The following is a 14,676-nucleotide window of genomic DNA, read 5'->3' as shown; positions in this document are numbered from 1 at the left end:
AAATTTCAATCAATCGGTTCTACAGATGCGAGATCGATCTCGGCATCGAAGTGTTCTTGCAGGCGTTTTACTGTTTCGTCGCTCTGAATAGACTCCACAGCCAACGCCAGCCGCTCCCGTTTCTTACGCAGCATATACAGACTTGGCGTTTCGCGGCTTTGCGAATCCTGTCTAAATTCTACATCAAGGGAGGCTGCAAAATAATTATTGAGCGCAGTAACAATACGCTCCTGCTGCACATCGTTGAGCAACGCTTTTTGTTCGACGGTGTAGTGGAAGGTGAGCGAATTGCCATTCACCGCTTCCAATGACAGGTTGTTAGCCAGACTGGCGGTCATGCCGGTTAGGCCGATCATGCTTGCCAGGCGCACCCAGTGATCCACCTGCAAACCGTCCGCCTGTAGCGGCAGATCACCACCGTCCTGCGCCAGTTGCAGGTTGTGTTTCAGCGGCTCAAAGATCGCTGCGTCGGTTGGCAACTGTTGCGCGCCGTCCTGTGCCGGAGTTTCACTCAGTGGCGCTGGAGCGGCAACAACCGGGTCAGCGGCCGCATACGGGGCCGCAGATGGAACAGCTTCAGGCTTTTTTCCTGGCTGACTCCCCTGCGCCGGCGGCAGGTCCTGGTATCCGTTGTCGTAGTCATCCGCTGGGATGTCCGCATCTTCCCACGGTGGAACGTCATCCATGGTGTGTGCAGGCGGCTGCGGTGCCGCATGCATCGCCTGCGGTGCCGGTTCCGGCGCAGCAGACGGCATCGGTTTAGGCTCAGATGCTGGCTGTGGCGCTGGCGCTGCAGGCTGTTGTGCTTGCGGCTCAGGTTCCGGCTGTGGCGTTGGCTGCGGTGCTGAATTTGCCGCTTCCTGCACCGGCACTGCTACGGGCGCCGTTTGTGGTTCTGCTGGCGCACTGACCGCTGGTCCTGGCTGCTGCGTAGGCGCTGGTGCTGAGCTCGGAGCAGCCTGTGCAGCATCACCCGCATTCGCCGGACGCCCTGCAGGCGCAGTACCTGCCGGACGGAATGCCAGCATACGCAGCAGAATCATCTCCAGCCCTTCTCGCGCATCCGGCACAAATGGCAGATCCTTTCGGCCCATCAGTGCAATCTGGTAGAACAACTGCAGGTCTTCCGCACGCATACGGGATGCCAGGTTCTGCACCTGCTCCTTGTCGCCCATGCTGTTGTCCACAGCACTTGGCAGCGCCTGCCCCACAGCGATGCGGTGCAACAGGCTGATCAGGTCGCCCAATACGGTGTTGTAGTCCGGCGAGAATTGGGCCAAGTCGTTCACCGCATCCAGCAAACCCTGTGCATCCTGGTCAACCAGACACTCCACCATACGATAGACCAGTCGGGTATCGATGGTACCCAGCATCGCGCGCACATCGGCTTCGTTGACTTCACCAGCGCCAAACGCGATCGCCTGATCGGTCAGGCTCATCGCATCGCGCATGGAGCCGTCAGCCGAACGGGCGAGCAACCATAGGGCCGGTTCTTCGTAGTGTACGCTCTCTTCACCCAGTACAAACTTCAGGTGGTCCACGATCCGCTCCGGGATCATGTTCTTCAGGTTGAACTGCAGACAGCGGGACAGAATCGTCACCGGCAGTTTCTGCGGATCGGTGGTCGCGAGCAGGAATTTAACGTGCGGAGGCGGCTCCTCCAGCGTCTTCAGCAACGCGTTGAAGGAGTGTGTGGAGAGCATGTGCACCTCGTCAATGAGGTACACTTTGTAGCGGCCGTGGGTCGGCGCATACTGCACATTTTCCAGCAGTTCGCGGGTGTCCTCCACCTTGGTACGGGACGCCGCATCCACCTCAATCAGGTCAACGAAACGGCCTTCGGCAATCTCGCGACAGGCGGAGCATTCGCCACACGGGCTGGAGGAGACACCGGTCTCACAGTTCAGAGACTTGGCGAACAGACGTGCAATGGAGGTTTTACCTACCCCGCGGGTGCCGGTAAAGAGATAGGCATGGTGTAACCGATCATCGTCCAGCGCATTCACCAGCGCCTTCAGGACGTGTTCCTGTCCAACCATCTCCTGAAAGCGTTTAGGACGCCATTTACGGGCAAGTACCTGATAACTCATCGGCTCACATCACGGGGGATTAAATAATCGAAAATCAGTGGCTTATGCTACCGTTTAGGCTTAGCTAAAGCCAGCGTAAAGCGGAGTCTCACCGAGGTTAAACCAACGTTAAGCCAGGTTCCTGAAGTGCAGCGAACTGCTCACGCAGTTCCAGAATGTGCTCACTCCAGTATTTTACCGTGTTAAACCAAGTAAAACTGTGCGGGAACGCCGGGTCTTCCCAGCGACGGGCCAGCCACGCAGCGTAATTCATTATCCGCAGGGTGCGAAACACTTCGATCAGCTGCAACTCTTTCAGCTGGAAGTCGTTAAATTCGCTGTAGCCGTCGATGATCTCCGATAACTGAGACAGTTGCTCAGACCGGCCACCTGACAATAACATCCAGATATCCTGAATTGCCGGCGCCATGCGGGCGTCATCGAAATCCACAAAATGCGGCGCATCATCACGCCACAGCATGTTGCCCCCATGGCAGTCACCATGCACACGGATCTGGCGTACATCACCCACCTGCGCAATTTTGTCTTCGATCAGCTGCAGGATGTCACGGGTCAACGTGTCGTAGGAGGTTTTCAGCTCGGCCGGGATAAAGTGTTCGCTGACAAAAGCGGCACTGTCGTGGCCGTAGCTCTGCACATCGATTGACGGGCGGTGTTCAAATGGACGTGTTGCCCCCACCAAATGCATACGCCCCAGCAGGCGACCGAGGATAAACAGGTTGTCGGGGTTATCCAGCTCCGGCGCGTGCCCGCCCTTGCGGGGAAACAGCGCAAACCGAAAGCCACCGGCGTGGAACAGGCTCTCGCCATCCTTAACAAGTGGCGCGACGACCGGCAACTCCTGCTCCGCCAATTCAAAGCTGAACTGGTGTTCCTCCAGGATCTGCTCATCGGTCCAGCGCCCCGGACGGTAGAACTTGGCAATCAACGGCTCAGCATCCTCAATCCCCACCTGATAGACACGGTTCTCGTAGCTGTTCAGCGGAAAGCTGCGGCCATCGCTCCAGTACCCCTGACTTTCAATGGCGTCCAGGATAAAGCTGGGGGTCAGAGTCTCGAACGGATGGGGATTATTGGACATAGTTCCTCGTTAATACCAAATGCAAAAAATGATCTTCACGGCGCCTTACTGCGCTGTGCCTTGTCCTAACTGACGGTATTTACTTTGCAGCGAGCCAAACGTGCGCACCCAGGGTCTCAAGCGCTGTACGGCGGCAGGCAGCTGTTTTACCGCATCCTTGGCTTCCGAACCAGAACTGAATTCTCGGTTCAGCACCACAACCATGTAGGGCCCGGCATCACGCTGGGTTTCGTAATACACTGCGGAATCCACGAGCCCATGGTGTTTAAGATAGGACTTGATCTCAGGCTCCCGACTGCTTGGCACCGCCATCAATTGGATGGCGATTGCGTTTTTGGGCTTACTTAGCAACCAACTCGCTGGTTGGCGACCGGTTGATCCAGTGCTCTCAATCGCGACAGTTGCAGCCATAACCGGTTTCTTCGCGGCAAATCTTACAGATGTGTCAGCAACAACCTCTGGCTTGAGCTTCTGGGCAGGTGGTGATTCTGCCAGCACTTGCTTGAGACTCTGGTAACTGCGTACCCAGGGCTTGTAGTGCTGCACTCCCTCCGGCAAAGATTTGACTGCGTCCTTGGCGGAGCTCAGATCCCGGTAGTCACCGTAGGTTACGATGTAGGTTGTTTTATCAGCCAGCGCTTCGCGGTAAATGCCGATCGGGCCCGTCACTTTGTGCTTTTCCAGGTAGGCGTATGCGGCCTTTTCACTGTCCTGACGGGAGATCTGAATCAGGTAGTCTTCATCGGGCTTGGCTTCAAGCCACCGTGCGTCACGTACTACGACGTACTGATGGGGTTCGGGACGATTTTCCCCCATCAACTGCAAGATTTGCTGCTGCAGGCCTTTGCTCTCGGAAACACCCGCCGCAATGCTCTTCTCTGCCCAGTTGAGCGCTTTCGAATAATCCTGTTTCACCCCACGACCGTAGAGGTAAAACAATGCCAGGTTGTGCATCGCATATCCGTTGCCTTGCGTGGAGGCTTTACGGTACCAATCAGCACTGGCCTGCGGATCGGCGTCTGATAGTAACAGCCCCATAGTGTATTGCGCGGTTGGATCATTGGATTGCGCCGCCTTTGACAGCCACACCTTCGCTTCGTCCGGATTACGTGCGACACCTTCACCACGCAACAACATCAATCCGGTCTGGAGCTGACTTACTGTAATCCCCTGCTCGGCGGATGCCTTGTACAGCAGATATGCCTGGGCTGGGTCTTTCTCGATTCCGAGCCCTTCGACATACAAAGATGCAAGGTCCCGCTGGGCATAGGGGTTACCCAATGCAACCGCTTGCTTGAACCAGTGCACGGCCTTCGAAAGATTCACTTCGACACCGTCGCCACGGGTATAGGCCACGCCAAGGTTATAGGCAGCCCCCGAATGCCCTGCTTCCGCGGCTGACTTTAGCCAGGTAATCGCTTGGGCATAATCTTTCTTCACCCCCAAACCTTTGGCGTACAACACTGCCAAGGTAAACGCAGACGCCTCGCTACCCTGTTCGGCTTCCTTACGACACACCTGCGCAGCGGTCGCATACGCCTGCTTGCCGTATGCCCCTAGACAGCTGTCCGCCACCCTCTCGGCCGCTTCGACCGATAGCACGCCACACATCAAGGTAAACAGACAGGACCGGACCAGTGGTCTGAACGTCATTCCTATTTGTTCCTCTAATCAACTGAAAGACACAATTGTGCCTACTTTAACATTCCTGACCTGGCTCTCCTATGGAGAGTACGTCTTGCCAGCATGCATGACGTCAATGGAATCCTCAGCAGCAAGCTATACTTTTCAAGTGTTTGGAATACAGCGGAGTCCCTATGTCGCGATATTTAAACGCAATTATTACGTTGGTGATCTTCGCGATCTTTCTCAAACTGGGTAGCGTCGACAGTGTGCAGGCGAAGTTACAGATCGACCAGAAAGAGCTGGCGATCGGCATGGCACTCGCAACCTTCGGCAGTCTGCTGGGTCTGCAACTGTTCTCCTTTGAATCCCCTAACCATGACGACCGTCCGCCGATAAAGCTGGGCATCAATCTGGGCGGTGCCGTGGTGCCACTGGTCTTCCTGCTGCATTTCTTCAATCTCCAGCCACCGGCCACAATGGATATGATCATCCTCACGCTGCTGGTCACCGCTGTGGTGTACCCGATGACCCGGGTAGATCGTAAACGCGGCATGATCGTATACCTGTTTGGTGCAGTTGTATTTGCAGCGGTTGGCGCGCTGCTGCTCGATCCGGAAAACTATCTGGTACTGGCCTACTCCGCAGCCGTACTCGGCACTTTGATTGGCGGTGATCTGTTGCACTTGCCACAGATTAAGAAATTGGCTGAACAGCGAGCCAACACCATCATTATCGGCGGCGGCGGTGTGTTAGATGCCATTTTCCTCAGTGGATTACTGGCAATGATGACCGCAGAGACCATGCAACAGATGCATTTTCTCTGAGGACACACCGATGTGCCGATCCAAAGCAATAGAATCAAAGGGCTTTGTGCTATAGTTGCGCCCAATTGGAACAACCGAAGAGACAACCACCGATGGCGGGATCACTTCAGGATCAGCTGCTGAAAGCCGGGCTGATCGATCAGAAAAAAGCAAAACAGGCTAAAACAGACAAACGTAAGAAAGCCAAACAGGCCAAAGCTGCGCGTAAATCAGGCCTCGAGGTCGAGGCTGACAATACTCAGGAACAGCTGGAGCTGGCACGTAAAGAGAAGCAACAGCGCGACCGCGAGCTAAACAAGGCCCGCGATGCCGAACGTGCGGTAAAAGCGACCGAAGCGGAAGTACGCGACATCATTAAGCAGCATGCGCTGGTTATTCCAGCCGACGCTGAGATTCCGTACAACTTCGTCGAAAACAAGAAGATCAAGAAGATCTACGTAACCTCCGAACAGCAAGCGCAGTTGACTCGTGGTCAGTTGGCGATCGCCATTCTGGGTGAAAGCCACCACCTGATCCCGGACGTAATGGCAGAGAAGATCGAACAGCGCATGCCGGAGCTGGTTATCCGTATCCAGCCTGAAGAGGAGCCGGATGAGGACGATCCATACGCAGACTACAAGATCCCTGATGATCTGATGTGGTAATACGGCTGGGGAGCATCGAAGGTGCTCCCCTTTTCGCTTCCGCCCCTCATAAATCTAAGGCCAGAGTGTTAAGCTCGAAGCAACCATAACACCGGGACGGATACACCATGGAAGTCAGCAAACAGCAGCGCGCCTTTTTCCGCAAACTTTACCTGAGCCACCTGGTCAGTCAGGAACAACTCAACGTCACAGCCCTGCAAAAACTCACCGGCATGCCCCGCCGCACCATTCAGGACACCCTGAAAGATCTGTCCGATATCGGCATCCAATGCAGTTTCATTCAGCAGGAAGGAGGCCGTAACAATGCCGGTTTCTTCCAGGTTGACTGCTGGGGCCCGATTGACCCGCATTGGATAAACAATAACTTAGCGCTGCTCGAAGACGTTTTGCAGATTTCACGCTAAAAATGCCTCAACCTTTGCCCTGCTCCGCCGATAGCTTATCCCAGTACAAACTGGGGTAATCACAATGCTTGAATCAATTCTGAACGGAAACCTTTTTGGCAACACCGCACTCGGTGCGCCACAAGGTAATGCGGCGGGCAACGCCAACGCGACCGATTCACGGAATGAGGACAAAGCAGCTAACCCTGTGCACCTGCCGCCACCGCCTCCAGGCGGCATGTCACTGTCGGCTGCTGAACGCTACAGCAAAGCCGAGAGTTTCTCACTGGACCTGACCACGAAAGAGGGTGACCGCGTTACCATCACCTTCGACCACGCCAGCGCCATGCAGGCCAGCCTGGGTGCCACCAGCGATGGACAGGGCGGGTTTGCAGCGGTCTACAACGTGAGCCGCGCTGAACGTAACGAGTTCCAGTTTTCCATCGAAGGAGACCTGAACGATGACGAACTGGAAGCGATCCAGAACCTGATTCAGGACGTGAGTCTTATCGCCGACGACTTCTTTAACGGCGACGTGCAGGCAGCCTTTGAACAGGCCTCCGAATTCGAGATGGACACCTCCCAGCTCGGCTCCATGTCACTGAACATGAGCCGCAGTGAACAGTACACCGCCGTTGCGGCCTACCAGGAAGTACAGAACCACGGTAACAACTACGCCGGTGGTCAGCGTCTGGGGCAGATGGCCAATATGCTCAACCAGCAGCGTAGCGACAGCGCTTTGAGTTTCGTCGATCAGTTGGGCTCGCTGCAGGAACAGATTCTGGATAGCCTGGTTGAACAGGATGCGCGCTACCAGGAAGCGGACGAAGAGAAGCAGAACACGTTCGACCAGAACCGCAACGTGCTGTACAGCTTGCTGAACGACTGATCGCACACTCGTCGAATCGACTTACGCTCCTTAAGTACTTCAGGCGACCTGACAGGTCGCCTTTTTATTTTCACACGTCCTCGGTAAACTGAGCCAAATTTCCCAACATCTCGTACCGCCTAAGCGTAGTACCCTGAAGGACAAGTCCCTCTTCATGATCCAAGTGCTGATTATCGGTTACGTATGGCCCGAACCGCGCTCCTCCGCGGCGGGATCCCATATGATGGAACTGATTCACTGTTTCCAGGCCCAGGGTTGGCAGGTCACCTTTGCCAGCCCTGCACAGCTCAGTGCCCACATGGAAGATCTGTCTGCACTTAATATCGATGCCGTCGGCATCGAGCTGAACAGCGAATCCTTCGACCGCTACATTACCAACCTGCAACCGGATATCGTGGTGTTCGACCGCTTTATGATGGAGGAGCAGTTTGGCTGGAGGGTGGAGAAAGCGTGCCCGAACGCCCTGCGTATCCTGGATACGGAAGACCTGCACTTCCTGCGCAATGCCCGTCATACCGCATTAAAGCAGCAGCGGCCGATGGTACCGGAAGATCTGTTTAGCGAGATGGCTCAGCGTGAGGTCGCCTCGATCTACCGCTCTGATCTGACACTGATGATCTCCGATTACGAGATCCAGCTGCTGACCAGTCAATTTGGCGTCAGCGAAGATCTGCTGCACCACCTGCCCTTTATGCTGGACCCGCAGAAACTGGAACAGCCACGACCTACGTATGAAGAACGTCAGCACTTTGTGAGCATCGGCAACTTCCGCCATGCGCCAAACTGGGATGCGGTGCTTTGGCTCAAGCAGCAGATCTGGCCGAAGATCCGTAAGCAACTGCCCAATGCCGAACTACATGTATACGGCGCCTATCCGCCCCCTAAAGCCACCGCGCTGGATAATCCTACTGAAGGTTTTCTGGTAAAGGGCTGGGCTGAGGATGCCGACGACGTGGTACGCAACGCGCGTGTACTGCTGGCCCCGCTGCGCTTTGGCGCGGGCATTAAGGGCAAGCTGGTGGAAGCGATGATCAACGGCACCCCAAACGTCACCACACCGATCGGTGCCGAGGCGATGAGTGGCGGGCTGCCCTGGGGCGGCCAGATAGAGGACAACGCGCACGACTTCGCGCAGGCGGCTGTAGGCCTGTACCAGAACGACGCGCAGTGGCACAGCTGCCAGCAAATGGGTGACCGTATTATCCGTACGGTGTATGACCGCAAACCCCTGACAGATCAACTGATCCAACATATCCAACTGCTGCGTGAAACCCTCAACAGCCACCGGATGTTCAACTTCACCGGTGCCATGCTGCGCCATCACCACCACCGTAGCACCCAGTTCATGTCCCAGTGGATTGAGACCAAAACCCGGCTGGCAGAGCTGCAGGCAGAACCTCAACCGGCAACTAACGCGTAACGATGGCGTTCCAGCTACGCGACTATCAACGGGATGCCGTCGACGCCACCGTACGCCACTTCCGAAAAAGCGATGAAGCGGCCGTTATCGTGCTGCCTACCGGGGCTGGCAAAAGCCTGGTGATCGCCGAACTGGGCCGGATCGCCCGCCGCAAGATTCTGGTACTCACTCACGTAAAAGAGCTGGTTGAGCAGAACCACGCCAAATACGAAGCCTACGATCTGAAGGCCAGCATTTACTCCGCTGGCCTCAAGCAGAAAAGCACCGCGCATCAGGTGACTTTTGCCAGCGTGCAGTCCGTCGCTCGTAACCTGGATGACTTCGCCGAACAGTACTCCCTGCTGATTGTGGACGAATGCCACCGCATCTCCGGGGACGATGAAAGCCAATACGGCCAGATCATCCAGCAGCTGAAGAAACATAACGCCGGGCTGAAAGTACTGGGGCTCACCGCCACCCCCTACCGCTTAGGCATGGGCTGGATCTACCGTTACCACTATCACGGCTTTGTGCGTGGCGGCGAAAATCCTCCGTTTGAACACTGCATCTACGAACTGCCCCTGCGATACATGATTACGAAGGGCTTCCTGACACCACCGGAACTCACCGATGCCCCCATCGCCCAGTACGACTTCTCTGCCCTCAACACCAGCCGTTGGGGTGAATACAACGAGCGGGAAGTGAACGAGCTGCTGGTACGCCACCCTCGGGTTACCCGCGCGATCTGCGAACAAGTGGAAACCGTGGCCAAAGACCGTCAGGGCGTGATGATCTTCGCAGCCACCGTCGACCATGCCAAAGAGATCGCTGGTTACCTTCCCGAGGCCGAAACAGCACTGATTACCGGAGCTACCGCTGCTACTGAACGGGACGACCTGATCCGACGCTTTAAGAACCGCGAACTGAAGTTTCTGGTCAACGTCTCGGTTTTGACCACCGGTTTCGACGCTCCGCACGTGGACCTGATCGCCATCCTGCGCCCGACCCAGTCGGTCAGCCTCTACCAGCAGATTGTAGGTCGTGGCCTGCGCCTCGCCGAAGGCAAATCAGAGTGTAAGGTGATCGATTATGCGGGTAACGGCTTTGACCTCTTCCATCCAGAAGTGGGCTCGCCCAAACCCAATAGCGACAGCACGCCGGTACAGGTGTTCTGCCCGCTGTGCGAATTTGCCAACATTTTCTGGGGCAAAACCGACGACGAAGGCAACATCCTCGAGCACTACGGCCGCCGCTGTCAGGGCGTTGAAGAGGATGAGCAAGGACGGAAGGTGCAATGTGACTACCGCTTCCGCTTTAAGGAATGCCCGCACTGCAATGCCGAAAACGATATTGCCGCCCGCCGCTGCCACAGTTGTGACAAGGCGATCATCGACCCGGACGATATGCTCAAGAACGCGTTAAAGCTGAAGGATGCATTGGTAATCCGGTGTGCCGGGATCGAGTTGAGCGATAACAATGGCCGACTACGGATCACCTACCACGACGAGGAGGGCGCTGAAGTCAACGAGCACTTTGACCTGAAGAATCCGGGACAACGCAAAGTGTTCAACCAACAGTATGGCCGCCGTGTGGGTGATGGCAGCCACCCGCAGCAGTTCAAAACACTGGAACAGGTGTTGGCGATCAGCCAACAGTTTCGCGCGCCGGATTTTGTGATCGCCCGTAAGAGCGGCCACCATTGGCGGGTAAAAGAGAAGCTGTTTGATTACGAAGGGCGGTATCGTAAGGCGAATGAGCCGGGGTGAGCGGTTTTATGTTGGGCCTTGCTGCGCAATGGCCAACCTACGTTAGCAGCAGTAATTAAGAGCCCGCTTGGGAACTATCCCAGCCGCTTTGTAGGGCGTCTTTTAAGGCGCCAGCAGGCGACAGCCTGCTTCGCCCATTGAATTTCCCGCTACTCACAGGCATTGGCATACTGCGGATACCGGCATCTTGAAAGGGTGCCCTACAATTTAGGAACTTGCCCGACCAATTCACTTGCCAACTGCTCTGAAAACGCCGCCAACAGTTGATTCAACGCATTCACATACCCATGGTAACCACCTTCGGCAATCACAGTGCCACGGTAACGCTGGGTACGGATCAGCTCCTGGCCATAATCCCCCAGCAAGGACCAGGTCAGATTGAGTACGACCTCACCGTTCACCTCCCCTGAAAAGCGGTCGACGAAGATCCGCACCTGATATTCCGGTCGGAAGCGGTTATCCCACGGAGACGGCCACACACGGTCATGCTCAAGACGGCGGGCCACATTTTCCGCCAGCACCCGCGTAAAGGCCGGCTCCAGTTCACCGGCCCAGATATGGTAGGTGGCCACATTGACCACAGTATCGCCCTTGCGACTGACCACGCCCGGCTGGTCCAGCAGCTCGGGCAGCGTGACCGGACCGATCCCCAAAGAAACCGACTGCGGCAACCGTTGCTTAGCTGGGGCACTTACAGCGGTCAGGTCGTAGTAATGGGTTGGTGGCTGAGCGGCACAGCCGATCATCCCCAGGGCAAGTACACCCAGTATTACGGTGCGTAACAACATCGTCCTTATTCCTTGTCTTCCTCACGGCCACGCAAGAGCGCGTCCGGATAACGTTGCAGTTGATCAGTCAGCTGTTTCATCGATTTGGCCGCATCGGCTATATCGTCCAGTGCGCTGGTAAGTGTATGGCTGAGTGCGGAGTCCGGTGCGACGGTCTGATCCAGCGAACGCAAGGTCCGCTCCAACTGGTCTGCTGTGCCATCCAGGCCATCGGTGGCCAATTTAAGGTTCTTCAACACGCCTCCCGCATTTTCACCTAGACGTGCATCTTCCAGATCACCAATCACCGAACTCAGCCCTTTCAGACTGTTCTTGAGTTCCTCACCAATCTCTTCGATAGGCAAAGACTGTACCTTGTCCATAATGGAATTAAGCTGACGGGTCAGCTGGCTAAACTCGTTATCACTGGTCGGTAACACCAGATAGTCGCCCGATTGAACAATCTCACCCGGTTCGCCCGCATCCGGCACCAGATCCACAAACAGGGAGCCACCGATCAGGCTGCCGGAGCTCAACCTTGCTTTCATCCCCCGCGCCACCATCTGCTCCAATGAAGCCAGGACCTGCTCTTTAGATGGCACCACCCCCTGTCCCATGCGCTCAGGCTGGATGGCGATCAGTACGTTTACACCACTGCTTTCGCGGCGCTCATAATCCAGTGCAATATGCTCCACAAGCCCGACCTGAATGCCCAGATACTCCACCGGCGCACCTACCTTCAGGCCTCGAACAGAACCGGAAAAACGCAACAGGAACGGATAAGACACCGAGATCGCCCCCTCACTCACCGCGTCCCTGCTGGCAAAGAGGTAAAATGTGCGCCCCGGATCGGCCTGGCCCGAGCTGGCACTGAGATCAGGTGGTGAATCAAAGGCCACACCACCCGCAATCAATGCACTGAGCGAAGCAACATCCAGCTCTACACCTTCCAGGCCTATGGTGGCCCCCAGCCCGCTCACGTTCCAGAACTGGCTGTGCTCACGAATCAGGTCATCAAACGGGTCTTTCACAAAGATACGGATCTGCACCTTACTTTGATCGGTGAGCAGCTTGTAGCCTGTCACTTCGCCAACCGGCACTTCCCGGTGCAATACCGGCGAGCCGATATCCAGCGATCCCAGCGTATCCGCCACCAATAGATAGCTGCTGCCCTTATCGTAGGAACGCACCGATGGCGGCTCCTCCAGGCCGATAAACTGGCTTTGCGGCTCACCGACGCCCTCACCGCCCGAATCCATCTCGATATACACCCCCGACAGCAGGGTTTCGATCCCACTCACGCCACTGCGTGATACCCGCGGTGACACCACCCAAAAGTTACTTTGGTCGTTGATCAGCGGCGAAACATAGGCGTCCATCTCAGCGGTCACCACCACGCGATTGAAATCCTCACTCAGATGGATCTGCTTGACGGTGCCGACCTCAACATCGCGATAGCGGATTTTGGTACTGCCCACCTCGATACCGGAAGCACCATTGAACTCAATCTGTATCTCCGGCCCACGCTCCTGCCAGGCGCGCACCGCCAGCCAGCCAGCAATTACCAGCGCCAGCAGTGGAATAAACCAGACCGGTGACAAGGTTCTGGATTTGGATACCTTTGGTTGCTCACTCACTATGGGCGTCCCATATCAATCTTGGATCAAACGTTTCAGCTGCCAGCATGGTTAATACCACAACACCGGCAAAACACAGAATCGCACCGCCGGGTTCGATGTTGGCCAGCACTCCAAACTGCACCAACGCCACCAGCAGCGTGACAACAAATACATCAATCATCGACCAGCGGCCAATAAACTCGGTTACCCGGTACAGCTGTGCCTGCTTGCGCGGATTCCCAGTGCGCCCCCGCTTCACTGCCCAAAGCAGATAGGCGATCGCAAAGATCTTGGCAATCGGCACCAATATACTGGCTACAAACACCACCAGTGCAATGCCTATCGCACCGCTCTGAAACAGGTGTACCACACCGGACATGATGGTATCGCTGCTCTCCCGCCCCAACTGTACGGTGGTCATAATCGGCAGCAGGTTTGCGGGCAGGTAAAGCACGGTGGCCGCGATCAGCAGCGCCAGGGTGCGCTGGTAGCTGTCGGGAATACGTTTGCGCACCGTACTGTGACAGCGCGGACACTGATCGCTCACCTCCAGCAACGATTCCCCCACCTGCGCACCACAGCCATGACAACCGATCAGGCGCTCACCTTCGCGGCCTATAAACTGGTTGTCCCACATCAGCCACTGCCAGAGTGCTTCCCGGTCGAGTTGGGTATGACTGTAGATCAGCACCACAATCAGCGCGGCGAAGGCGAACAGTCCAACCCCGGGGATCAACGTGGCGATATCCCCCAGTTTGATGGTGGTGACCAGCACACCGATAAAAAAGATCTCCATCATGTTCCACGGGCGAATCACAAACAGCAAGTGCAGCACCCGCGCCAACCCTGGTGGTTTTCGGTTTAGCAGGCGCGAGAGGATAACGTACCCGAGACCGGTCAGCTCCACCAACGGCATCAGGAAGATGGTGATAAACACCAGCGATGCGAGCAGGTATTGCTCGCGCTCCAACAACGCCGAAACGCCACTGAGGATACGGGTGGAATGTTCCTGCCCGGCCGCTTCCAAGCCAATAAACGGAAACATCAGGCTCAGGATAAACAGGATGATCCCGGTCGTGGTAAACGCAGCCGCCTGCGTCAACCAGTTACGATGGCTGACCCTCAGCACTTCACCGCAATGGGTGCAGCTAAGCTGCTGGCCGTGTTCACAGGGGATATCTTCAAACAGATGGTCGCATCCATGACACACGAGCAAGTTACTGTGGGAGGCGGTCAGGACCGGTAAGTGATTGCTCATAACGGGAGAATAGCGGAGTTACCGCCGATGCGCACCCACCCGGCGCATCGGAGTATATTGATTTCACAGTTGTTGAGGAAAACTATCCGGCAACCAACTCTCAGAATCGTTCCTGAATGCACATTTTTCGCACACCCAGGCTTTTCAGAATATCGGTGGCACGATCCAATGAGTGGTACGTTTTTACCCGCCCGGTGGCATCGGTAAGCGGAAACTGGTGCCCTTCAAAATCTTCCAGAGCAACCTGCCAACCGTCCTGACTGGTCTTCAGCAGGCCCTCACGGATCTGATCCATTGCGACCAGATCTCTTAGCTCTGATACTCGCATGG

At 56.1% G+C, this 14,676-nt stretch carries 13 protein-coding genes; 6 read left to right on the top strand and 7 right to left on the bottom strand.

All coding sequences use genetic code 11. From position 1 onward, the window contains the following. Positions 1-5 precede the first annotated feature (5 nt). The 3 genes from dnaX to QKW35_RS08835 all read right to left on the bottom strand — a co-directional run bounded on the left by dnaX (position 6) and on the right by QKW35_RS08835 (position 4,824). A complete protein-coding gene (gene dnaX, locus QKW35_RS08845) occupies positions 6-2,090 on the bottom strand; it encodes a DNA polymerase III subunit gamma/tau (RefSeq protein WP_282352399.1) in 2,085 nt (694 codons plus the stop codon). 97 nt (positions 2,091-2,187) lie between these two features. Continuing rightward, positions 2,188-3,171 carry a serine/threonine protein kinase gene (locus tag QKW35_RS08840; protein WP_282352398.1) on the bottom strand — a complete coding sequence of 328 codons (984 nt, stop codon included), beginning with the start codon at positions 3,169-3,171 and terminating at the stop codon, positions 2,188-2,190. 45 nt (positions 3,172-3,216) lie between these two features. Beyond that, positions 3,217-4,824, bottom strand: coding sequence for an SPOR domain-containing protein (locus QKW35_RS08835; protein ID WP_282352397.1), 1,608 nt, complete (start codon positions 4,822-4,824; stop codon positions 3,217-3,219). Between the two features lie 164 nt (positions 4,825-4,988). Between QKW35_RS08835 and QKW35_RS08830 the strand changes: the two genes are divergently transcribed. The 6 genes from QKW35_RS08830 to radD all read left to right on the top strand — a co-directional run bounded on the left by QKW35_RS08830 (position 4,989) and on the right by radD (position 10,702). Then, positions 4,989-5,621: a DUF1614 domain-containing protein gene (locus QKW35_RS08830; protein WP_282352396.1), complete on the top strand. Its 633-nt coding sequence runs from the start codon at positions 4,989-4,991 to the stop codon at positions 5,619-5,621. Positions 5,622-5,713: 92 nt separating this feature from the next. Then, positions 5,714-6,265, top strand: a complete 552-nt coding sequence (locus QKW35_RS08825; RefSeq protein ID WP_282352395.1) for a DUF2058 domain-containing protein — start codon at positions 5,714-5,716, stop codon at positions 6,263-6,265. A gap of 107 nt (positions 6,266-6,372) precedes the next feature. Further along, a complete protein-coding gene (locus QKW35_RS08820; RefSeq protein ID WP_282352394.1) occupies positions 6,373-6,669 on the top strand; it encodes a helix-turn-helix domain-containing protein in 297 nt (98 codons plus the stop codon). A gap of 64 nt (positions 6,670-6,733) precedes the next feature. After that, on the top strand, positions 6,734-7,537 hold the full coding sequence (locus QKW35_RS08815) for a hypothetical protein (protein WP_282352393.1): 804 nt from the start codon (positions 6,734-6,736) through the stop codon (positions 7,535-7,537). Positions 7,538-7,691: 154 nt separating this feature from the next. Continuing rightward, the gene (locus QKW35_RS08810) at positions 7,692-8,957 is read left to right on the top strand and encodes a glycosyltransferase (protein ID WP_282352392.1); all 1,266 of its coding nucleotides are present in this window, start codon (positions 7,692-7,694) and stop codon (positions 8,955-8,957) included. Positions 8,958-8,959: 2 nt separating this feature from the next. Beyond that, a complete protein-coding gene (gene radD / locus QKW35_RS08805; RefSeq protein WP_282352391.1) occupies positions 8,960-10,702 on the top strand; it encodes a DNA repair helicase RadD in 1,743 nt (580 codons plus the stop codon). 200 nt (positions 10,703-10,902) lie between these two features. On the opposite strand, the gene QKW35_RS08800 is transcribed toward radD, so the two are convergent. From QKW35_RS08800 to QKW35_RS08785, 4 genes are all read right to left on the bottom strand, one after another. After that, positions 10,903-11,490 carry a PqiC family protein gene (locus QKW35_RS08800; protein WP_282352389.1) on the bottom strand — a complete coding sequence of 196 codons (588 nt, stop codon included), beginning with the start codon at positions 11,488-11,490 and terminating at the stop codon, positions 10,903-10,905. Positions 11,491-11,495: 5 nt separating this feature from the next. Further along, positions 11,496-13,106 (bottom strand): PqiB family protein, encoded by a 1,611-nt coding sequence (locus tag QKW35_RS08795; RefSeq protein WP_282352388.1) that lies wholly within the window; start codon positions 13,104-13,106, stop codon positions 11,496-11,498. Beyond that, entirely contained in the window at positions 13,099-14,346 is a 1,248-nt protein-coding gene (locus tag QKW35_RS08790; protein WP_282352387.1) for a paraquat-inducible protein A, read from the bottom strand. Before QKW35_RS08790 ends, QKW35_RS08795 begins: the two co-directional genes overlap by 8 nt. A gap of 100 nt (positions 14,347-14,446) precedes the next feature. Then, positions 14,447-14,674, bottom strand: a complete 228-nt coding sequence (locus QKW35_RS08785; RefSeq protein WP_282352386.1) for a hypothetical protein — start codon at positions 14,672-14,674, stop codon at positions 14,447-14,449. Positions 14,675-14,676 lie beyond the last annotated feature (2 nt).

It is taken from the genome of Pontibacterium granulatum, from assembly GCF_029961155.1.
GTDB classification, from domain to species: Bacteria; Pseudomonadota; Gammaproteobacteria; order Pseudomonadales; family Balneatricaceae; genus Pontibacterium; species Pontibacterium granulatum.
Note: the sequence above shows the minus strand (reverse complement) of the source record. Positions and strands in the feature narration are given on the sequence as shown.